Raw genomic sequence first — 19574 nt, forward strand, 5'->3', positions numbered from 1 at the left:
GTTTCCCAACTTGGTTGACACAGTGGCAACTGTATCAGCTAAGCTATGTATGTAGGCAATGATGGCTGTCGGCCGGATCGGACGCCCTCCATCAGGACCGCGATCCCTTCGCGGTCCTGATGGAGGGAAGCCGAGACGGCTCCCTGATCCACCGCGAAACAGCAGGTGTCACCGCCTCTTCGGGGCGACGGCAATGGGGTCGAGCCTCCGCTCCCCCGGTCGAGGCGCCTGTACCGCATACGAGCACCACATGCACCACGTCGAACAGCGGCTGCGCTGTCTGTCCGCCAGGCCGTCGGTTGGCCAAACCGGCCTGGCGGGCGGAGAGAGCAGCACACCCACCCCTTATCTCAGTGCTCCACTTATCAGGAGGTTCCGAATGCCCCAGAAGCGCCCCGGCCGGACACGGACGAAGCGCACCAACGGGCGTAAGCCGCTGCTCCTCAGCGAACTGCCCGCCGACTCTTTCAACGTCCGGGCGGGCGAACAGAAGACGATCGTTTGCCCGGACTGTCGGACGTGGCGCCGGATCATGGGCGAGACGACGCTCAAAATCCGAGAGCATTGCATCTCCGACCGCGTCGCCGATGGCGAGAAACACGTGCGCTGCGACGGCAGCAACCAGCTCGTGGTCGTCGACATCGACGTCCGGCACTGGCAGGCCCGGCAGGATCGGCTGTTCCGGGACGCGGTCCCCGCACGGGCCCGGCGAGCGGCCCGTCAGCACTCCAAGCCGATGCCGCCGCCGGCGCCGCCGGTCGACCGCATCCTCCCGCCCGCGACCAGCGCCGAGCAGGTGCGGCAGGCATACGCCGACCACGTCGACGGGTGCGTGGTCTGCATCGGCGAAAGCGAGTACTGCCCGGCCGGTGAACGGCTCCTCATCGTCTTCCTCAAGCTCCTGGAGAAGGAGACCGGACGGCGGCACCAGCCCGGGCGGGCGAAACAGTGGCAGGCCGTTCTGCCGTCCGTGCAACGCGCCGAGACGCAGCGGCGTGCGCAGCTCAGCGCACACACCGCTCCTCCGGCCGAGGGCCCCGACCTGCCGCGCCAGCCCCTGTGCATCACCAGGTGAGCAAGCAGCAGTTCCTCGAGGAGCTCGACGTCCGCGACGCCGGCAGCGCCTGAGACGCCCAGCCGAACGACCACGGCCGCCGCCACCCCGCTCGACGCGGGTGGCGGCGGCCGCGTACCTGCGCTGCCTGCGGCCGCCACCCGAATCGGTGACGGCGGCGGGGGGCCAGCAGGAGCGGCCTCGAAAGCGATGACGGCCCCGGGATGCAGCCCGGAGCCGTCGTCGGTCGCACATCCAGCTCCAGCAGAGAGGAAGGCTCGACCTTGATCTACATGATGGCATCCCCGGCGTCCTCCAGCGTCAGCACCTCGGCGATGCACGAGGGCCTGCGCCGCGTGATCGACGCCCAGATCGGCCCCCGCCGCGAGGGAGCGATCTACCAGAACCAGGACGGCGCCTTCGAGGTCTTGGCCGTGGTCCGCGACCCCCAGCGGGCCCGCGCGCTGCTCAACCGGCGCTGCGCGCAGTGGGCCGTGATCGTCCGTGACGTGCTCCGGCCGGACGGCCAGCCCTTCGCGATCGGATCCGTGTGGACCACGTCGGACCGTCTGGTCCGCGAGGCCGGTGACGCGCCGACCCGTGCGAGGGGCGGGGCGCGGTGAGCGCCGCGACGGCCTGCGGCACGGGGATGCTCGTGGAGCCGCCCGCGCTGCCGGACCCTGTCCCCGGCCTGTACGTGTGCCGCCGCCCTGCGGGCGTGGTCGCGCACATCACCGCCTCCGCCCACGCCCTGCACGCCGTCCGCGGCCTGGCCGCGATGGTGCTGCGGGCGTACGGCGCCGCCGAGGAGGCCGTCGGCACGGCGCAGTTGGTGCTGTCCGAGCTGGTCGGCAACGCGGTGCGGGCCTGCGGGCCGCACGTGCCGCTGGTGGTGGAGGTCTACCTGGCTGCCACCGGCGCCACGGTGGCGGTGCACGACCCGCTGCCCGAGCTGCTGCCGCGCCGCAGCGCCGCGGCGATGGACGACGACCAGGCGGAGTGCGGGCGGGGCCTGGCCCTGCTCGACATCCTCGCTCCCGGCTGGTCGGTCGAGGCCTCGCCGGTCGGCAAGCAGATCCGCTGCCGCATCCCCACCTGAGCACACGTGCCGCCGAGGGGCGGGTGCGACCACGGCCCGCCCGTCGGCGGCTCGTCTCGCGCCCGCCCCTCCGCATGGCGCCCAACCCCCCGACGCACCACCACAAGACCGGAGGACACACATGGACTGGCGACACCGCGCGGTGTGCCGCGACGAGGACCCCGAGCTGTTCTTCCCCATCGGCAACACCGGCCCCGCTCTGCTCCAGATCGAGGAGGCGAAGGCGGTGTGCCGCCGGTGCCCCGTGGCCGATCAGTGCCTGGAGTGGGCGCTGGCCTCCGGCCAGGAGGCCGGCGTGTGGGGCGGAACGGACGAGGACGAACGCCGCACGATGCAGCGCCGCGCCGCCCGCAACCGCGCCCGCAACGACAGCGCCTGATGGCCCGCAGCCTTGCGCTGCCCGGACGCCACCGGCCCGGCCCCCTTGCCCGGTCCGGTGGCGGCGGAGAACGCAGGGACCACCACACGCGGCAGCCACCCGGGCTGCCGCCTCGGTCCGCCCCTCCACCCCGACCACCGAGGGAGTTCACCATGACCGTGATCCTGCCGTGCCCGCACCAGCCGCAGTGCCCGTCGGCCGACAGCCCCGACCGCGAGGCCGCCCACACCGTGGCCGCCCACCCGGAGCAGGGGTGGAGCCTGCTGTGCAACGGCGTGCTGCTCTTCGAGGACACCGGCGAGCTGCTGCCCGACGGGCGGATCATCGCCCCGCACCGGCCCACCCCGACCCCCGACGACGACCTGTTCGTCCGGTACATGCGCGCGTTCGAGGCCTCCACCGAGCACCAGGCCGGTTGCGGCAACTGCCAGGACGACCGGCCGTGCGCGGCCGGGGTCTGGCTCCACGAGCGGTTCACTTCGCTCCAGGACCACTACCGGGCCAGTCGCCGGCGCGGCCTCATCACCGTCTGACCGGCCTGGCGGCTGCCTCCCTCGCCCGTCCCGGCCCGAGCGCCGGGACGGGCGAGGCCGCGGGGAGCCGGACAGGCCATCGCTCCCAGGAGGAGACATGACCGAGACCACCGAGACCTTCGAGACCGTGTACTACACCGCCGACGTGGTGTGCGTCCGGGGCGGCGAGGTGCTGCTGATCGAGCGGGGCTGGCCGCCCCACCAGGGACGCCTCGCGCTCCCCGGCGGCCACGTGGACCCCGGCGAGACCTCCCGGGGCGCCGCCGTCCGGGAGCTGCTGGAGGAGACCGGGGTCCGCGTCGCCGAGGGCGACCTGGAGCTGGTCGGCGTGTACGACGCCCCGGGCCGTGACCCGCGCGGCCGGTACGTCACCGTGGCCTACCGGGTGTCCGTGCCGGACGACGTCACGGCTCGGGCCGGGGACGACGCCGCGGCCGTGCGCTGGCTGCCGCTGGGACAGCTCCGCGGGGACGACCTCGCGTTCGACCACGGCGAGATCCTCCACGCCGCCTGGCGCCAGCACCTCGCCGCGGAGACCGACAGGGGCCGGTGCCCTGCCGCGCACCCTGCGTTCTGAGCCCGCCCGCACCTGCCGGTTGCCTCCCCCGCCCGTCCCGGCCCGAGCGCCGGTACGGGCGGGGTCGAGGGGAGCCGGACAGCCCAGGACTCTTCTTCATGACCAGGGGGATCAGCATGATCCGTGTCATCACGAGCAGCACCCACCGCGCCTACCAGGACGCGGTGACCCGGGCCGGGCAGGTCCCCGGCTTGGAGACTGAGCTCGCCGACGTCCGCGAGCAACGGGACACCTTCTGGGCCCAGGTCCGCGCCGACCAGGAGCTGCTGGATCAGCTCACCTGCTCCCTCGAGGGCCTGGAGCGCGAGTGCGCGGGGCTGCGCCGGGCGGTGAAGGAGATCGCCGCCGCGCTGGTCGGTGCCGGTGACGCCGAGGCCGCGCGCAGGGAGGTGGCGCGGTTGCTGCTGCGGCACTGCGACGACGCGGACCTGGAGGTGCTCACCGAGCCGCCGGTGGTCCACCTCTACTTGCACCAGGGCGTGGTCCGCTCCGCTCACCGCACCGGCGAGGACGCGCGGCGCGCGGCGGAGGCCGACGGCGCCGCCCCGGACGGCTGGTTCGAGAGCCGGGCCGACGACCGGTTGCTGCCGTTGTTCAGCGTCCACGCCCACCCGGTGCGGGGGGCGTGGCCGGACCGCGGCCGGGTGTACCTGCTGCTGCGCGACGGCTGGCGCCTCGTCGCGGTGTTCGGGACACGGGATGCCGCCTGCGACGAGCAGACGAGCATGCTCGCCGCCCACGGGCTCATGCCCGTCGTCCGCGAGATGGAGATGGGGACCGCGGCCCCGCTGCCTGTTCCGACCTCCGCCTGACAGCCCTCCCTTCCTCGCCTGTGGGTTGCCTCCTCTGCCCGTCCCGGCCTCGCGGCTGGTACGGGCAGGGCTGAGGGGAGCCGCGCAGCCGGACTTGCGCCCCCGCCGACCGGGCGTGGCAGCGCCTTCCCGCCCGCGGCACGGCCGCTGCGGTGACCGCCCGCCCGCGCTGCGGGCCGCGGGCCGCGCGTACTGCCCGGCCCCTCGTTTCGGCAGCGTGGGAGCGCCCGGCACCGGCCGCTGCCTGACTGCGCCGTTCATCCCGTCATCCCGGTCCGGCTTCCCGGCTGGGCCCTTCGCCCTGGAAAGGAGCTCGCCCGTGGACGTGAACCACGTGATCGATCCGGTCGTCGGCTGGGCGGCCGACGACCCCTACCTGACGGCCGCGATCGCGGTCAGCGTGCTGATGACCTTGACCGCGGTCGTGGCCGCCCGCAGGAAGCACGGCCCGCCCGGCGACGGCGGCCGCGGCCGCCGGTGGCCGCTGGAGGGCATCGGCGCCCAAGCGGTGGTCGCCCTCGGCGGCGTCGCGGTGTCCGTCCACGGCTTGTGGTCGTTCGCGGTGGACTTCGCGGGCCTGGACCGGTGGTTCGCGGTCGGCTTCATCGGGGTGTTCGACGCCGCCGAGATGTGCCTGCTGATCATGATGTACCGGGCCGCCGACCCCGAGGACGGCTGGACCGCGGAGCTGCGGCTGATGCACCGCACCGCGTGGACGCTGGTCGCGTTCAGCGCGGCGATGAACGCGATCCATGCGCCGACGTGGTGGGCGCGGCCCGTCCTGGGCTCGATCCCGGCCCTGGCGGCGTGGCTGATCGAGCTGAAGCTGCGCGCGAAACTGCACCGGCCCGGGGCGGACGACGAGGACGCCAAGCCGGGCCCGATCCGGCTGGTGGTGCTCGGCTGGCAGCACGCCTGGTCCGCCCTGTTCGCGGTGCTGGGCCTGGACGCCGCCGGCAGCGGCAGCGAGATCGCCCGCGCCGCGCTGGCGCAGCGCGCCGCGGCCCGGGTCTACCGGCTGAACCTGGCGCTGGAGACCCTGGCGGAGCTCCAGGGCAGCGGTGCCGCTCAGTGGCGCAGGGAGCGGGCCAAGCGCCGTGTGGTGCGCCGCCGCAAGCAGGCGCAGAAGGCGATCGACCGGGCGGCCATCGCCACCGACGCAGCCCAGTCGCTGGCGATGGCCCGCCGGATGGCGGGCCTGACCGGCGTGGACGACCTGGCGCAGCTCGACTACAGCGACGCCCCCCAGGTGATGAGCATGCTGGAGCGTCTGGCTGTGGTCCCGGCCGCGCAGCGCATCACCTCCTCCACGCGCGCCATGGAGGCCGAGGCCGCGCGGGAGCGCGCGGAAGCCGCTCGGCTGCGCGCGGAGGAAGCGCGGCAGCGCGCGGAGGAGGAAGAGGAAGCCGCGCGGCAGCGCGCGGCAGCGCTCACCGAGGCCGCGCAGCAGGAACTGGAGGTCGCGCGGGCCGCCCGCGAGGAGGCGGAAACAGCCGCCACGAAGGCCGCCGAGGACCTCGCGACCGCGCGGCAGGAAGCCCAGCGCGCGGAGGACGCGCGGAAGGAAGCGGAGGCCGCGCGGCTGCGCGCGGAGACCACCGCGGCCGTTGCCGAGCGCCGCGCGCAGGAGCTGGCCACCGAGGCGGAGCTGGCCCGCGAGCGGCTGGAGCGCGCCGAGAACGACCGCGCGCGCCTGGAGGAGCAGACCGCCAACGCCCGCAACCAGCAGCACGGCACCGAGGACCAGCTCGCCGCGCTGCGCCGGGAACTGGAGGACTACAAGGCGCGGCAGGAGCGGGCCCGCGGGGAGTACGAGCAGGTCGCTGAGCAGGCCCGCAAGGCGCGCGAGCAGGCTGGCCGGGAACGCGAGGAGCTGGAGCGGCTGGCCGATGAGCTGGCCGAGCAGCAGCGCGCGGTGGAGGACGCTGCCGAGCGCCGCCGCGCGGCTGAGGAGGCCGCGCGGCGCGCTGCCGAGCAGACCGCCGCGCGCAAGGCCGAGGCCGAAGAGATCGGCATGCTGCTGGAGCGGCTGCGCGGGGAGCTGGCCGAGCACACCACCGACGGCCCCGTGCCGCCGGAGGGCGCCCGGGTCTTCGAGTCCGACGCCAAGCAGCAGGGCTGGGAGTACTACGTGCGCCAGACGCGCGCTGCCGAGCGGGAGCCGCGCGCGACCGAGCTCGCCGAGCGTTTCGGCGTTTCCGACGGCAACGCCCGCAACTGGATCCGCGACTTCCGGGCGCTGCGCGCACGGCAGCTCGCCGCCGGTGCCGCGCGCACCGAGCCGGTCAACGGCACCCCCATCCCGGCCTGAACGCGCGGCACCGAGCGGTGCCGCGCGCCCGCCGAGCGCAACCACGCACCAGCCGCGCACCAACCGCGCGGACATGCGGCGGCCCCGGGATGTTGCAGCCACCCCGGGGCCGCCACGGCGCCGCAGCGCCGTCCCTCACTTTCCCACCCGACCACCCATCCCGAAACGGAGACACCATGCCGACCACCAGCACGACCACGACCGCGGCCGCGACCGAGCGGCCCACCGAGCAGGAGCTGCTCGCCCAGTACCACGCGCTGCTGCGCCGGGGCGCGGACTGGTCCTGGTACGAGACCCGCGAGGCACGCGAGCGCAGCCAGGCCGTGCTGCTCGCCGCGGCCGAGGTCCGGCAGGCCGCGCGCCTGGCCGCCGAGGCCGAATGCGAGCTGTGCGACGGCGCCCGCACCGTGCGAGGGCCGCTGTGCAACGCCCAGCACACCCGGTGCGGTTGGCCGCCCGAGGAGGTCGGCTACTTCGGGCACCGGCACACGCTGCCCTGCCCCTCCCCGGTCCACCAGCCCCGATAGCCCTGCGCCACCGTGCCGCGCCCGGCCCCCCTTGGGCCGGGTGCCCGGTGCGGGTGCGACGTCCATGCGCTCGTCGTCGCGCCCGGCCCGCCCACCTGCGGCGGTCCGGGCGCGGCCACGGTCGTCTGGGTGCCCCCAGCACGCCGGCCGCAGTCCCCGAACCCCCACCACAGCAGGAGGAATCCCCGCCGTGAGCAGCACCGACCCGAACCACTCCCCTCTGCGCGATGTGGCGCAGTCCGCGGAGGCGACCGCCCGCTACCTGGCCGATGTCCAGCGGGTCCTGCTGGACATCGGCAAGAACCTGGAGCTCCTGGCCCTGGAGGTCCGGGTGCACTGCCGTGACTCCCACGTGGCCGGCGACCGGTTCTACGACGCCTGGCTGCGCGCGCAGCCGGTGGAGCGGGCGTTCAAGGACGTGCTCAAGCACGTCGAGGCCGTCACCAAGGGCCTGGAAAAGGGCGCCTATAGGCGCCGCGCGCACGACGAGGCGGTCGCGAACACCGCCCGAAAGCGGAAGGAAAAGGAGCTGGAAAAGCAGCGGCGTAAGAATCCGCAGCTTCAGGCCGCGCCGGGATATCAGGGCCAGCAGGGTGTGCCGGGCCCGGATCCGGGATATAGTGCTCCCACGTCGATTTTCGACCTGGATGGCAGGGAGTCGGCGTGACGCGCCCCCTGACCAGCATCGAGCGCTCGATTCACGGGCGGATCGGCTGGCTGAAGGAAGAAGAGCGCAAGGCGATCGAATCGCGTGGCGAGATGGGCCGGATGGAATTCTGGCTCCGCGTCACCCGTTCCGGGATCGCGAAGGACGTCAAAGCCGGTCGCGGCGATGTCATCCCGGCATTCACGAGCGTGTGCCGCTTGTTCAAGCTGGCGATGGACAGGCGGGCCGAGGGCGACGCGCGGCTGTGGAACCACCTCATGCAGTACGCGGCGCAGGTGTTGGAGCAGCACGGCCCGCGTCACTGACCGTCACCAGCAAAGGCCCCGCCGGGTTCCGGCGGGGCCTCGCGCGCGTAAAGCGTGCACACGTGCACGTGCACGCGCGTGCACACAAGACCCCACGCTCTGTCAAGTCCCCAGGAGGGGAGGTGCACTGTGTCCGACGAGTCCGACGGGGCCGGCGGCGGGACGTTGGTCCGCGGCCCGTGGAGCGGTGAGTCCTCGTACGCACCGCCGCCGATCCCGGATTTCGCCGACACCATTCCGAACCCGGAAGCGGATTCCACCGTGCCGCCGGAGACGCCGGAGGAGACGACGATGGAACTGCCGCCGATCCCGGCCGCCCCGGACCCCGCGACGGCGCTGCGCTCGGAAGGAATTCCGGACGCGGAAACCGATGAGGAAAGCGGCGAATACGAAGACGGCGAATACGTCCAGCCGCGTTCCCTCGCCGACCGTATTGGTGACTGGCTGGAATTGCGGTTGCAAATGGCGAGGGAGCGGCACGAAAGCGAGGGTCCTTTCCGGGAGGCGGAGATCGCGCGGAAAGTGGCGCTGCTGGAGGCCCGCACCGCGCGGGAAGTCGCAATGATGGAAGCGAACGGAAAGCTCCATCAGGCGATTTCCAAGGCGAAGGGCGACAAGGCGGCGGCGCGGGGAAAGGCCGACGCCGACCGCGGGAAGGTGTCCGGCTCCGGCCTGCGGGCGGACAAGGGCCACTCCAAGGCCGGCGGCAGCGGTGGGTCCTCGCGCGGCGGGGGCGGCGGCGGCCCCTCCCGCGGCAACTCCGGGCCCGGGCCGAACCGGCCCGGGTCCTCGCGCGGCGGCTCCAACTCCGGCGGTTCCGGAGGGCGTTCGGGGTCCGGGTCGAGCGGCAAGGGCGGCACGAGAGGCCCTGACCGGTCCTCTGGCGGCCGCAACAGCGGTTCCAGGAGCAACGAGTCGGCCGGTGGCTCCAAGGGCCGTCAGAACGGCTCTGGCGCCTCCCGGGGCGCGGGTGGTACGGGCAAGGGCTCCGGCTCCGGCTCTGGCCGGGGCGGCTCGAAGGGCGACGGCGGCCGGACGCAGCATGGTCCGGCCGCCGACGCTCGCGCGGAGCGGGCTCGCGGCCGCCAGGAGCGGGCCGCCGCGCGGCAGGCCGCCCGGCAGCAGCGTCGCACCGCCGCCCACGCCGCCAGCCTCGCCGACCGGACCCTGAACCGCGACCAGGCCCGCGCCAACAAACAGGCCCAGTGGGAGGAACGCCGGGCGCGGAAAGCCGAGCGGGATGCGGCGCGCAAGGCGAGGCGGGAAGCCGCGAAAGCCGCCGCCGGCGACCGCACCACCCTCGGTGCGGCCATCGCGGAGGAGGCTCAACGCCGCTGGGACAAACGCCGCGCCGACGCGAAGGACGACGCGGACGCGGACAAGGCAAGCGCGTCCAAGGGCAAGGACCCCGCCTCCGCGGACAAGGACACCGACGGCAAGGGCGAGAAGCCCGCCAAGGACGGCTCTGACGGCACCTCCGACGCGGGAAAGGACACCCCGGCGCCCGATGAGCCGGGCAAGGCGGGAACGGCCGGTGACGGACCGGCTGGCGGCTCGCGCAAGCGCCGCCGACTCCGGATCCGGCGCCCGCGTCCCCGCGGCACGGGCCCAGCCGGATGGCGGAGCCGAACCCGCCGCACCAAGCGCACGACGGGCAGCGGGCGCAGCGGCCCCGCCGGCACCGAGCGCACTCGCCGCACCGGGCGTGCCGGGCGTGCCGGGCGTGCCTGGAGAGCTTGGCAGGCCTGGCTGATCTGGAGGGCCGGGCAGGCCGGCTGGCCGGGCAGCCCCTTCGGGCCGGAGGACTCCAAACCGACGTGGGAGTGGCTCAAGCACCCCACCCGCCCACCGGACCCCGCCACCGACGACGTGGAGGACATCCCGGATGCGGAGGTCGTCCCCGACGAGCCCGCGGCGGTGACGACCGGCGTCAAGGGTCTGCCGCCCGCCCCCGAGCCGCACACGCAGCGGCCCGGTACCACCCGAGAGACCAGCAGCGGAGGGAGCAGTGTGAGCAGCACGCAGGTCAGCAGGCCGTCCGGGCACAGTGGCCTGGCCGCCCAGCACCGCACGGACATTACGTTCGACGAGTACTTGATGGAGATGGCGAACATCGCCCTCGCGAGCGCCTCGCACCAGGAGCGTGCCGAGGCCTTGGCCCAGATCCTCGGCAGGGTCGCGGACGCTCTGCGGGACATGGCCTCCGACCTGGTCGGTGACCACAACATCGACTCCCGTGTCACCGACCGGATCGCGGAGCTGGCCGACGACGCGGGGCGCATGAAGCTTCAGGCGCAGCGGTGCGCGCAGGAGTGCGGGATCGCCAAGGAGGCCGCCGCGCTCGCCGCGACCATGGTCGCCCGCGTCTACGGCCAGGACATGGCCGCCAAGGAGGACGCAGGCCTGGCGCACACCTCCGCCGCCGCCCATCACGACTAGACCGAGAGGCAGGACCGTTCGTGAGCGACCCCGCACCCCGCGCCGGCGACCCGGCGCCCCGCACTGGCGCGGCGCCCGCGCCGGCCGACAGCGACAACCGCTACAAGGCCGTCCAGGCCAAGCTGGCCACGCTCGCCAAGATCATGGACGACGGCGCCCTCGAGCTCGAGGCGCTGCACCGGGAGATGAAGGTCAACGCCACTCGCACCGAGCGCGCGGCCCTCGACATCGCCCACGGCGGCCTGGACCCGAAGTTCGTGGAGCTGACGAACGACGTGGCCGAAGCCCTGGGCGGCGCCGCCGTCGAGGTGAACAACCTCAGCACCACGGCGGAGCAGGTCGCCACCTCGACCCACCAGGCCAAACGCACCCACTCCAGGCTCTACGGCGCCCTGGACGACATCCGCTCCAACCGCAGGGAGCGCACCCCCAAGCCCGGGTTCTTCACCCGCTGACCCCTCCCCTTCTCACCCACCCACCCCCTGCCACGGGCGGCCTCGCGACACCACGCGGGGCCGCCCGTGCCCGTTGCGCATGAAGGAGCCACCACCCGTGTCCACGCCGCGCAGTGTCCGGCTCGAACGCCTCGCCTACACCCTGGCCGCGCCGGTACTGGCCGTGGCCCCCAACATCCACCCCGACAGCCCGGTCAACGCCGTCGTGCAGGTGGCAGGCGCCGCCGGAGTCGGCGGCATCGTTCTCGCGGCCAAGAGCCAGGAGACCGGCGCCGGACGCCGGATCCTGCGCTGGTCCCCGCTGGTCGCGGCCGCGGCCGTCGACGTCGCCACCGGCACCACCCCCGGCTGGGGCCCGTACGGGCTGGACGCCCTGCTCGCGGCCGGATGGGCCGCCGTCGGCTTCATCGTGCTGCCGTTCTCCCGGCACGCCCGCCGCCGCCACCGCCCCGCCCTCGCCGTCCCTGTCCCGGTGCCGCAGGTGGTGCAGCCCGCCGGTCCCGAGCCGGGCCCGGTCTGGCCGGACGACGGCGCCGACCGGCTCACCCGTCAGGCGCGGATGCTGTGGGAGCGCGCCGGGATGCCCGCCCGCACCCACATCGTCACCGCCACCCGGAACCCGGGCACCCGCCACGACCTGACCATCCTGCTGCGCGCCTCGGAGACCGGACGGCCGATCACCGGCCTCACCCCCGAAGCCGTCGCCGCCGCCTTCGGCATCCACGCCGGCGACGTCGTGCTCGCGGACGTCCCGGTCCAGCCCGGGCGGCAGGGCGGGCCGGGCTGGATGGAGGCCCACCTCACCCCCGACGCCAACCAGCGGCGCCGTCAGGCCCCCACCGACGCCGAACGCTGGGCCGACCGGGTCGCCGGGCCCAAGGGCGGCGCCCCCGGCTCCGTCCTGGTCCACCGCACGCGGGACCACGAGCGCAAGGTGACGTTCTACCGGGCGAAGATGGCCGACTCCACCGAGACCCCGCGCGTGGACGTGGCCAAGGTCTGCCGTGGCCTGCGCCTGCCCGAGGACGACTCCCGCGCGTTCGTCCTCATCGACGGCTCCGAGTTCTTGATCAGCTACTTCGATGAGCCGCCGCTGTCCCAGGTCTTCCCCGCCACCCGGGAGCTGCTCACCCCGGACGCCAAGGGCATGTACGTGTGCGGGTTCACCATCACCGGCCAGCCGGTGAAGAACATGGTGTGGCAGCACGACAAGAACGCCGCCTGCCACGGCCTGGTCCTCGGGGTGAGCCGCAGCGGGAAGACGCAGTTCTTCGCCATCAGCATGGCGGCCGAATCCCAGGCCGGCGCGGTGGTGTGGCTGTCCACCGTCCGCAAGGACGAGAAGACCACCACGCTGGGCCAGTACATCGACCGGCAGGGCTCCACCGCGCTGTGGATGGCCCGCCAACTGCGCGCCGCCAAGGCGTTGTGCGAGATCCGGGCGGAGATGCCCTGGCCGCACGACGGCAAGCCCCACGACTACAAGCCCGGCGACCCCCGCTGCCCCTACCGGCCGCTGAGCGTGTACGCGGACGAGTACATGACCGCAGCCCAGGACAGCCTGTTCGGCGAGGAGATCCAAAAGAACGGCGACGACCTGACCGTCACCGGCCTGAAGTACGGCATCGGCTTCAAACCCGCAGGCCAGTCGCCGTTCACGCACAACGGGTTCAGCACGGAGATGAAGGACAACCTCCGGCAGAACAGCCGACCGGTGATCTTCAACATGGGATCGCCCGCCGCCACCCGCAAGGCCGCCGAGGGCACGATGGAAAACCCCTACGACGTGCCGACCATCCCGGCCCGCTACTCCCGCCAGGAAGGCTCCGCGATCGAGCGGGCCATGCGCGGCGAGGCCGACCCGGAAAACGGTGTCTCCACCGGTGGCGTCGCCGTCATCGTCCTCGACAACGGCCGCGCCGTGCTCATGCGGGCGCTGTACGCCGACTTCGACACCGACCTCGCGCACCTCTTCCCCGACGAGATCAACCGGCTCACCGACTACGAGATCAGCGAGCTGGACAAGCGCGGCCTGTGGGGCGACTGGAACCGCGAACCCGACCCCGGAGAGTTCTGGCCCGAGCCCGACGAGGACGACGGCGACGACGGCCGCCCCCGCCGCCGCGGCGGCGGGAACGGCGGAGGCGGCGGCAAGGGCGGCGGGCACAGCCGCCGTGTCGAGCAGGTCACCTCACCCCGCCAAGCCCTCGAGGCCATCAAGAAGCTCAGCAGCACCTGAACCGCGACGACAGTCCCCATCACTTCCCTGCGCGTCCTCCCCGCCCGCCCGGCCGGGAGGACGCGCAGGCGTCTACGGAAAGGGAACACCGCCGTGCACGAGCACCACCTCGCCCCCGCCGACACCGCGCCCCGCGGCCACCAGGCCGCGCCGCCCGCCGCCCCGCTCTCCGGCACGGTGGAGCTGGCCGCCGACCGCGCCTCGATGGTGTGGGTGCCCGGCCCGGACGGCACCTTCGTCGCCGTGCCCCGCCACACCCTCCCGGACGGCTACCTCCACCCACCCGCCATGCCCGCCCCGCAGCCGCGGGACCTCACCCCGGCCCCGCTGGTCGACCCCCGCGCCCAGCTTGCCCTCGCGGGCGGCATCGGCGCAGGCGCCGCCGGGGCCGGCATCGGCTTCGGCATCGGCCAGGCCGCCGCCGGGATCGCCGCGGTCAGCGGCAGCAGCGCCCTGGTCGTCGTCCTCGCCCTGCTGCTGCTCACCAAGCTCACCAGCCGCGGCGGGGACAGGGTCACGGTCCACCACGAGACCACGGTGATCAACCACAACCGCTGGTGGGGCCGGTCCTCCAGCAGCGTCCGGCACTGACCCGGGCCACCCGCCCCGCAGCCGAACCCCCACCCCGCACTGCGTCGGGGCTGCGGGGGGTCGGCTGCGGGACAGGCCGCCCGGCCCAGCACCACCACACTTGACACGTCGACACCGACAAGGAGTCCGTCGCTGTGAACCCCACCGCGAACACCGGCAACAGCGCCCCCGGCACCGGCCAGCCCCGCAAGACGACGCCCCCGTCCCGCGCCCGCCGCATCACCGCCTGGTGGAACCGCGCCTGGAGCGACGGCGGCACACTGCACCGCCGCTGGGAGGAGCTGCGTACCGCCCCGGAGACGGGCTGGCACGGCATGGCCCACTGGATCAAAGCGCTGATCAGCGTGGCCGGCGCATCCGCGACCGTGCTGCTCGCGGCCGCCGCCGTCCGTGTCCTGGATGCCGTCCCCGACATGGGCGTCGGCGACGACACCTCCACCGGCGTGTGGGCCGTCATCGACCAGCCCGTCCGCTCCTACATCACCACCCACAGCACCGGCCTGCCGATCAGCGCCTCCACCGTCTACACCCTGTGGGCGGCCACCGGCTGGGCCTGCCTGATCCTGGGCTGCCTCACCCGCAGCAACGGCGTGCGCCTGACCTGGACCGCGTGGGGCGCGGCAGGCGTCGCGATGGTGTGGTCCTCCACCTCGGCCCCCGGCCGCACCATCGCCACCGGCATCGCCGTCCTCGCCTGGACCGCCGCCTCCACCTTCGCGCTGCGCGGGCTGAACCTGCGGCCGCGGGTCTTCGCGCACATCCACAACGCGGGCCCGGAGATCCGGCCGGAGATCCACATCCCGGCCCCCACCCCGCCCGGTGACGCCCCGGACAACGTCCACCCGCTCAACAGGCGCTGACGGGCCACCTGCCTCGCACCCGAACCCCGCTCCGGCCACGCCGGGGCGTCGTGTCGGGTGCGGTACAGGCCGCCCGGCCACCAGCCACGCAGACGCACACCACGCGCCGCGGCTGCTGCCGAACCCACCGACCAAGGGAACACACATGGCCACGCCCACCACCGACCGCACCGACGCCGCACTCGACCAGGCCCTCGTCTCCGTCACGAGTGAGCTGGGGCGCACCGACCAGAAGGCCGGGTTACTGCTCGCGCTGGACGGCGGGCTGCTCGCCGTGTTCGCAGCCCTCCGCAGCAACACCGGTGGCGCCGCCGCGCTCGATCTGCCCGCCCCGGCCCGGGCCACCGCGGCCCTCGGCGCCGCGGCCCTGGTCGCCTCCGTCGTGCTGCTGCTGATCTCCGTCCGTCCCCGCCTGGCCGGGCGACACCGCACCGGACTGGTGCACTGGGCCGACCTCGAGCCCGAGCAGCTCGCCACCGCGCTGCGCCGCGACCACCGGCCCGAGCAGATCACCGTGCTCTCCCGCCTCGCGAGGAGCAAGTTCGAGCTGCTGCGGCAGGCGATCGACCTGTCGCTCGCCGCCGTGCTGCTGCTCACCGCGGCCGCCGCCATCACCGCCTGGGCCTGAGCCCGATGGGGCGCGCACGTGACCTCGATCCGAGCGGCGAGCGGCACGGCGGGCTGCCCACCTACCCCTGGCGCGCGGCCCCGGCCGACGAAGGACTGGCCACCCGCCGGCAGCTTCGCGCGATGGGCCTGCGGCCCGGCGGCCAGGAACCCGCCGCGCAGATCGTGTGCCGACGCGGGAAGCGCCGCGCCTACCTGTACCGGATCGCCGACGCCCTGCCCGTGCGGCCGATGACCCTCGCGAAGGAAGAGGCGCTGGACCGGGCGATGGCCGCTCGGCAGACCTGCCCGAAGTGCGGCCGCCGCTACATCCACTGCATCCCGCTCAAGACGCTCGGCATGTGCCTGGAGTGCCACGACGGCACACCCGCCGACCCGCGCACCTACACCCCGCCCGCGGCCGGCCACCGGCTGGCCGCCTGACCACCCGGAGGAGCAGCTTCCGCATGATCAACCGACCGCGCACCATCGAGGCCTTGGGCCTGATGGGCACCCTCACCGCCGTCTTCGACGCCCTGCACCCGGTCTGCGACCACTGGCTGCAAAGCTCGAAGACCGCCTCCCTGAAACGCCTGTACGGCGACCACCTGGTCCACGACGACGGCACCCTGGCCGCGCCGGAGTCGAACCGGCCGGTGATGACCGCCAGCGCTCTGGGTCGCCGGGCCGCCGCTGTCCACGTCGCGTCCTACAGTGCCGTTCAGGTCGCGGCCGCCGCGGGCGTCACCCGTGCGTTCGGCTACCGCGTTCCGCTCAAGGCGCTGCTGGCGGGCGCCGCCATCAACGCCGGCACCCACGCCGCCTTGGACCGCGGTGCCGCGCTGCTGTGGCTGGCCCGCAAGACGGGCCAGACCGGCTACATCGAGCACTGCCAGGCCCTGAGGCTCGACGCCGAGGGCACGGTGACGGCGCAGATCACCGGACCCGGCTCCGCGTGGATGGAGCTGGACGCGGCCGCACACCGAGCCATCGGCGTCGGCGCGGCCGCCGTCACCACCTGGCTCGCCACTCGCACCGGCAGCCGCCGATGACCCGCACCCGCATCGACCGCGTCCGCGCCTCGGTCGGCATCACGCTGCTCGCCCTCCAGCAGATCGAGGACGACCTGAACGCCGACGACCTCGACCGCGAAGAGCTCGCTGCGGTCCTGCGCGAGCTCCAGGACGACACCGACGCTCCCGGCGGTCTGCTCCCCGCCCTCACGCAACTGATCAGCAGCGCGGCGCGGCGGGCGGAGCAGCTCGAGCCCGACCGCGACGGCGACGCCTCGTGCCCGCTGCACGAGGCCGCTGCCCTGATCACCGACCACGCGGGCCAGCGCCTGAACTGGGCGGCCCGCTCCCTCCACCCCGAAGGGGAGTCCGCATGACCTCGCCCACGCCGCTGCACCCGCAACTGCCGGAGCGCTGCCTGGTGGTCCTCGTCGGGCCGTCCGGCTCCGGGAAGAGCACGCTGGCCCGCACCTGGCCCGCCTCGCAGGTGTTGTCCCTGGACGCCATGCGCGGCGCGGTCAGCGACGACCCCGGCGACCAGGAGGCGACCGCCGACGCGGTCGACGCCCTGCACCTGGTCCTGGAGCGCCGCATGGCCAGGCGCCTGTTCACCGTCGTCGACGCCACGAACGTCACCCGCGAGGCCAGGGCGCCGCTGGTCGCCGCCGCCAAGCGGCACCGCATGCCCGCCGTCGCGGTCCTGGTCGCCACCCCCGTCTCGGTGTGCGTGGCGCGCCAGGGCCCGCGGCCGGCCAACCGGGCCGTGCCGCAGGACACGGTCCGCCGGCAGTACAAGGCGATGCTCCACTCCCACCCGATGCTGCTCAGCGAGGGCTTCAACGAGGTCGTCTTCGCGGACAACCTGGACCGCCTGGAGCCGCTGCTGCGGCGGCTGTCCGCGGCCCGCGAGGCCGACCTCGGGCGGGACGGCAGCGAGGGCCTGGGCGACCTGCTCCTGGTCCGCCGCTTCTTCGGACCCGAGATCCTGCCGCTGTGGCGGTGGAAGCCCGGCTCCGACCTGGTCACCGACCCGGACCGCCTCGCCCAGATCCGCCTCGGCTCGCGGTGCCTCACCCTCGCCTACCGCGACGACGCCGACGGCGAGGGCGACGTCGGCTTCGACGTCCTGCTGCCCTGCCCCTTCGACCCGGAGTGCACCGGCCAGGCATGGGCCCCGGTCTACTGCGTCACCGACCTGCACCGGGCACTGACCGGCGCAATGAACAGCGACCCGGACATCACCTGCACCCTCCACGGCAGCTACGACGACCAGGAGGCCGACGCCCCGGACGACGACCTCGAGGACGCCGGGCCCGGGGAGCGCGAGCTGGTGACGGTCGCCGGATGACCCCCGAACCCCACCCCGACCCCACCCCGACCCCGCTCCGGTCCCTGGGTGCGGCTGGGACCAGGCGGTCTACCGGTGCGGCCGCTGCGGCATCGAGCACACCGCCACCACCGAGGACGACTACCTCGAGGCGGTCACCGTCCACGGCGACGCGCACGCGGTGTGGGACCGGCTCAACCCCATCGAGCGCGACGGCCTGACCTCAATCCTGCGCACCGTCCTGTCCGCATGGGACCTCGCCGCCGAACTCCTGGCCCTCGCCGACCGGCTGCGTCAGCCAGGAGGCGGCAGCCGGTGAGCCGTGCTGCTCCCGGGCCGCATCCGCACCCGCTGACCCCGGCCGGGGATCGGTGGTGGAACGGCTGCCCCCGCTGCCACCCCCCGGTCCAAGGCGGCGCCGCAGGCCTTGCCGCGCACCGCCGCACCAGCACGGGCGACCCGCGCACTCCGATCCACAACCAGCTCTGACGGCAGTCCGCCCACCCGGCGAAGCCGGGTGGGCGCGTCAGAGGGGGCCTGGGCAGACCGCCCTCCACGATCACGAGAGGAGCCCTCCATGGGCCGCAAGGACAAGAGCACCGCGAACCGCTACAGCGGCGAGGCGCAGGCCGTGGTGCAGGCCCGCACCGTCGGGGCCGTCAAGACCGCCCCGACCATCGGCACCGTGCACGGCGGCATGAGCATCGGCACGTTCATCGGGGTCGCCAACGCGCCGCTGCACACCGGCGACGGCGACCAGATCCTCGTCAACCGCAGCGACGACTGACGGCTGCCCAGACCCCGCCCGCCCCCGCACCTCGGGGGCGGGCGGGGGTGGGGAGCCGGGCAGCCCGCCTGGCACCACGAGATCCAACCCCGGGACAGCCGCTTGCTTGGCGGCTACGTCGGCTGCCCCGGGCCACCCATCCCGCACATGACGAGAGGGAATCACCAGTATGACCGCCATCACCCCGTCCGCGGCCAAGAGCACCCGGCCGCGCCCCGGTTCGCCCGCGGCCCGCGCGGCGGCCGCCGCCATCCGCCGCATCGGCCACCGCAGGCATCGGCCCGCCGGCCGCGCCGCGCATTTCACCTGCTCGCCTTGTGCTGTTGCCTGGGCCGGGCCGGAGGCCGACTGCTGGAGCTGCGGTCGACCCGCCAGCACCGAGCACGGGCACCGCGGCGCGGCGCTCCAGATCCTCCTGCACCACACCGGGCCCACCGCCGAGGCGGTGCAGCGGTGAGCGACCGGACCGGCATCCCCAACCCCCCGACCATCCCCACCCCCGACCCGCGGATCCCGTGGCCCCGCACCGACCAGCGCACCGCCTGCGTCACCACCCCGAACGTGTTCGCCATCGAGGGCACCACGGAGAAGGCCCGGGCGCGCGAGATCGCCCGGGCGAAGCGGGCCTGTGCGGCCTGCCCGGTTGTCGCGGACTGCCTGAAGTGGGCGCTGGCGAACCCGGACCTGACCCGGGTCGGGGTATGGGCGGCCACCACGCCCCGCGACCGCGCCGCGCTGCGCAGGCGCCTGGTGGACCGGCTCGGCGAGGACTGGGTCGGTGTCGTCTCCGCCCGCGACCAGGCGGCCCGCCAGCGCACCCCCACCCCCGGCCGTCTGCGGCCGCCGGTGCGGGACTTGGTGCTGCTGGCCGGGGAGGCCGTCCCCGTGCGGCCGCTGCCGCGCACCCCGCCCGCGCAGGTGCCGCTCACTCCCGCTCAGCAGGAGCACAACCGGCAGATGCTGGTGCTCGCCGTCACCGGCAAGACCGCGTAG

23 protein-coding genes and 2 pseudogenes are annotated in these 19574 nt (G+C 74.2%); all 25 read left to right on the forward strand.

Going from position 1 to position 19574, the window contains the following annotated elements; genetic code table 11:
- The first annotated feature begins 379 nt into the window (after positions 1-379).
- The 25 genes and pseudogenes from ACYVO2_RS21885 to ACYVO2_RS22005 all read left to right on the forward strand — a co-directional run bounded on the left by ACYVO2_RS21885 (position 380) and on the right by ACYVO2_RS22005 (position 19574).
- Positions 380-1075, forward strand: coding sequence for a hypothetical protein (locus ACYVO2_RS21885; RefSeq protein WP_461009621.1), 696 nt, complete (start codon positions 380-382; stop codon positions 1073-1075).
- 272 nt (positions 1076-1347) lie between these two features.
- The gene (locus ACYVO2_RS21890; protein ID WP_461009622.1) at positions 1348-1677 is read left to right on the forward strand and encodes a hypothetical protein; all 330 of its coding nucleotides are present in this window, start codon (positions 1348-1350) and stop codon (positions 1675-1677) included.
- Positions 1674-2153: an ATP-binding protein gene (locus tag ACYVO2_RS21895; protein WP_461009623.1), complete on the forward strand. Its 480-nt coding sequence runs from the start codon at positions 1674-1676 to the stop codon at positions 2151-2153. The genes ACYVO2_RS21890 and ACYVO2_RS21895 overlap by 4 nt, the downstream gene beginning before the upstream one ends.
- Before the next feature lie 121 nt (positions 2154-2274).
- Positions 2275-2532, forward strand: a complete 258-nt coding sequence (locus ACYVO2_RS21900) for a WhiB family transcriptional regulator (RefSeq protein WP_461009624.1) — start codon at positions 2275-2277, stop codon at positions 2530-2532.
- A 152-nt stretch (positions 2533-2684) separates the two neighbouring features.
- Positions 2685-2873: pseudogene (locus ACYVO2_RS21905) on the forward strand (DUF5999 family protein); the annotation flags it as partial.
- A gap of 289 nt (positions 2874-3162) precedes the next feature.
- Positions 3163-3642 carry an NUDIX domain-containing protein gene (locus ACYVO2_RS21910; RefSeq protein WP_461009625.1) on the forward strand — a complete coding sequence of 160 codons (480 nt, stop codon included), beginning with the start codon at positions 3163-3165 and terminating at the stop codon, positions 3640-3642.
- Positions 3643-3740: 98 nt separating this feature from the next.
- Entirely contained in the window at positions 3741-4454 is a 714-nt protein-coding gene (locus ACYVO2_RS21915; protein WP_461009626.1) for a hypothetical protein, read from the forward strand.
- Between the two features lie 319 nt (positions 4455-4773).
- Positions 4774-6765, forward strand: a complete 1992-nt coding sequence (locus ACYVO2_RS21920; RefSeq protein ID WP_461009627.1) for a DUF2637 domain-containing protein — start codon at positions 4774-4776, stop codon at positions 6763-6765.
- Positions 6766-6941: 176 nt separating this feature from the next.
- Positions 6942-7292, forward strand: a complete 351-nt coding sequence (locus ACYVO2_RS21925) for a hypothetical protein (RefSeq protein WP_461009628.1) — start codon at positions 6942-6944, stop codon at positions 7290-7292.
- 190 nt (positions 7293-7482) lie between these two features.
- Positions 7483-7959, forward strand: a complete 477-nt coding sequence (locus tag ACYVO2_RS21930; RefSeq protein ID WP_461009629.1) for a hypothetical protein — start codon at positions 7483-7485, stop codon at positions 7957-7959.
- A complete protein-coding gene (locus tag ACYVO2_RS21935; RefSeq protein ID WP_461009630.1) occupies positions 7956-8264 on the forward strand; it encodes a hypothetical protein in 309 nt (102 codons plus the stop codon). Before ACYVO2_RS21930 ends, ACYVO2_RS21935 begins: the two co-directional genes overlap by 4 nt.
- A gap of 129 nt (positions 8265-8393) precedes the next feature.
- Positions 8394-10703: an ATP/GTP-binding protein gene (locus tag ACYVO2_RS21940; RefSeq protein ID WP_461009631.1), complete on the forward strand. Its 2310-nt coding sequence runs from the start codon at positions 8394-8396 to the stop codon at positions 10701-10703.
- Positions 10704-10723: 20 nt separating this feature from the next.
- Entirely contained in the window at positions 10724-11158 is a 435-nt protein-coding gene (locus ACYVO2_RS21945; RefSeq protein WP_461009632.1) for a conjugal transfer protein TraB, read from the forward strand.
- A 97-nt stretch (positions 11159-11255) separates the two neighbouring features.
- Entirely contained in the window at positions 11256-13397 is a 2142-nt protein-coding gene (locus tag ACYVO2_RS21950; protein WP_461009633.1) for a chromosome segregation protein ParM, read from the forward strand.
- A gap of 93 nt (positions 13398-13490) precedes the next feature.
- On the forward strand, positions 13491-13988 hold the full coding sequence (locus tag ACYVO2_RS21955) for a hypothetical protein (protein ID WP_461009634.1): 498 nt from the start codon (positions 13491-13493) through the stop codon (positions 13986-13988).
- A gap of 134 nt (positions 13989-14122) precedes the next feature.
- Entirely contained in the window at positions 14123-14848 is a 726-nt protein-coding gene (locus tag ACYVO2_RS21960) for a hypothetical protein (RefSeq protein ID WP_461009635.1), read from the forward strand.
- A 145-nt stretch (positions 14849-14993) separates the two neighbouring features.
- The gene (locus tag ACYVO2_RS21965) at positions 14994-15476 is read left to right on the forward strand and encodes a Pycsar system effector family protein (protein WP_461009636.1); all 483 of its coding nucleotides are present in this window, start codon (positions 14994-14996) and stop codon (positions 15474-15476) included.
- 5 nt (positions 15477-15481) lie between these two features.
- On the forward strand, positions 15482-15898 hold the full coding sequence (locus tag ACYVO2_RS21970; RefSeq protein ID WP_461009637.1) for an RRQRL motif-containing zinc-binding protein: 417 nt from the start codon (positions 15482-15484) through the stop codon (positions 15896-15898).
- A gap of 23 nt (positions 15899-15921) precedes the next feature.
- Positions 15922-16506, forward strand: coding sequence for a hypothetical protein (locus ACYVO2_RS21975; protein WP_461009638.1), 585 nt, complete (start codon positions 15922-15924; stop codon positions 16504-16506).
- Positions 16503-16844 carry a hypothetical protein gene (locus tag ACYVO2_RS21980; RefSeq protein WP_461009639.1) on the forward strand — a complete coding sequence of 114 codons (342 nt, stop codon included), beginning with the start codon at positions 16503-16505 and terminating at the stop codon, positions 16842-16844. The genes ACYVO2_RS21975 and ACYVO2_RS21980 overlap by 4 nt, the downstream gene beginning before the upstream one ends.
- Positions 16841-17815, forward strand: a complete 975-nt coding sequence (locus tag ACYVO2_RS21985) for an AAA family ATPase (RefSeq protein ID WP_461009640.1) — start codon at positions 16841-16843, stop codon at positions 17813-17815. Before ACYVO2_RS21980 ends, ACYVO2_RS21985 begins: the two co-directional genes overlap by 4 nt.
- A 37-nt stretch (positions 17816-17852) precedes the next feature.
- Positions 17853-18113 (forward strand): annotated as a pseudogene (locus ACYVO2_RS21990) (hypothetical protein); the annotation flags it as partial.
- A gap of 258 nt (positions 18114-18371) precedes the next feature.
- Positions 18372-18581, forward strand: coding sequence for a hypothetical protein (locus ACYVO2_RS21995; RefSeq protein WP_461009641.1), 210 nt, complete (start codon positions 18372-18374; stop codon positions 18579-18581).
- A 169-nt stretch (positions 18582-18750) separates the two neighbouring features.
- Positions 18751-19038, forward strand: a complete 288-nt coding sequence (locus ACYVO2_RS22000) for a hypothetical protein (protein WP_461009642.1) — start codon at positions 18751-18753, stop codon at positions 19036-19038.
- Positions 19035-19574 carry a WhiB family transcriptional regulator gene (locus tag ACYVO2_RS22005; RefSeq protein WP_461009643.1) on the forward strand — a complete coding sequence of 180 codons (540 nt, stop codon included), beginning with the start codon at positions 19035-19037 and terminating at the stop codon, positions 19572-19574. Before ACYVO2_RS22000 ends, ACYVO2_RS22005 begins: the two co-directional genes overlap by 4 nt.

The sequence above is a fragment of the Streptomyces capparidis genome, assembly GCF_054782095.1.